The sequence below is a fragment of the Mesorhizobium sp. L2C084A000 genome (genome assembly GCF_000502875.1).
GTDB lineage: Bacteria > Pseudomonadota > Alphaproteobacteria > Rhizobiales > Rhizobiaceae > Mesorhizobium.
Window position 1 is genome coordinate 1 of the sequence record NZ_AYWX01000044.1, and the last position, 1482, is coordinate 1482.

The window sequence follows — 1482 nt, forward strand, 5'->3', positions numbered from 1 at the left end:
TTGGGGAAGATGCGCACGACATAGGTGCGCCGGCGGATTTCCTCGTTGAGCCGCTCCAGCATGTTGGTGGATTTGAGATGCTTGTGGTGCTGTCTCGGCAGCCTGAAGAAGGTCAGGGTTTGTTCGATGGCATCCTCGGCCCAGCCTGTCAGGCGCGGATAGCGTGCCGACCATTTGGCAAGCCATGCGGCAAGATCAGCCCTGGCCTCTGCGAGATCGCGCCGGTCGTAGAGCCAGCGCAATTCCTGCAGGCAGTCGTCGCCGTGCTTCCTCGGCAGATGATCGAGCGCGTTCCTGAGGAAGTGCACGTAGCAGCGTTGCCAGGCGGCTTCGGGGATCACCTCGCCGATCGCTGCCACCAGGCCGGCGTGATCGTCGGACACAACCAACTCGACGCCCTTGAGGCCGCGCGCCTTGAGGCCGACGAGGAAGTCCCTCCAGGCCGAGCGGCTCTCGCGATTGGCCATCTCCACGGCCAGGATCTGGCGCCTTCCGTCCCAGTCGATACCGACCGCGATCAGCACCGCCTGGCTCATGACAACACCGGCTTCACGCACCTTCTCGTAGCGCGCATCGAGGATGAGGTAAGGAAACGGCTCTTGAAGGGGGCGCCTGGCAAAGGCAGCGAGGCTCTCGTCCAGCCGCTTGTTGATGGCCGAGATCGACGAGGCCGAGAAGGCATGGCCGCACAGTTCTTCCGTGATCGCCTTCACCTTGCGGGTCGACACGCCCTGCACATACATCTCCGCCAGTGTCGCCACCAAGGCCCGCTCGGAACGCTGGTAGCGCTCGAACAGCTCGGTGGAGAAGCGCCCGGCCCGGTCCTGCGGAACCCGCAGCTCGAGCTTGCCGACCCGCGTCACAAGGGTACGGCCGTAATAGCCCGAGCGATAGCCAAGCCGTTCGGGCGTGCGCTCGCTCTTCGAGGCACCCAGCGCCTCGTCCATCTCGGCCTCAAGCACCTCCTGCATCACCGCACGGAGCACTTCGTGCAATCCATCCGGGTTCGAAAGCAAAATGTCTTTGACGGCAGCGCTGGCGGTCTTAACTTCAGTCTTGGTCATGGTGGCGTTCCTTCGCGGGAATCAGGTGACGTGAACAATCACCAGCCTGCCATGACCGCCCCCTCTCAGCGAATTTGCAGAACTCTCAGCACACTACCNACCAAGGCCCGCTCGGAACGCTGGTAGCGCTCGAACAGCTCGGTGGAGAAGTGACCCGCCCGGTCCTGTGGAACCCGCAGCTCAAGCTTGCCCACCCGGGTGACCAGGGTGCGGCCGTAGTAACCCGAGCGATACCCAAGGCGCTCAGGCGTGCGTTCGCCCTTCGAAGCACCCAGCGCCTCCTCCATCTCGGCCTCGAGAACCTCCTGCATTACCGCACGGATCACTTCGTGCAGCCCCTCCGGGTTCGAAAGCAGAATGTCTTTGACGGCAGCGCTGGTCGATTTACCTTCTGTCTTGGTCATGGTGGCGTTCCTTC

General features: G+C 63.1%; 1 protein-coding gene and 1 pseudogene. Both read right to left on the reverse strand.

Annotated elements, in window-relative coordinates; genetic code table 11:
- The coding region (locus X735_RS135870) for an IS256 family transposase (RefSeq protein WP_023814476.1) at positions 1-1064 on the reverse strand (1064 nt) is incomplete at its 3' end.
- Between the two features lie 89 nt (positions 1065-1153).
- Positions 1154-1468: pseudogene (locus X735_RS0135705) on the reverse strand (IS256 family transposase); the annotation flags it as partial.
- Positions 1469-1482: the final 14 nt, after the last annotated feature.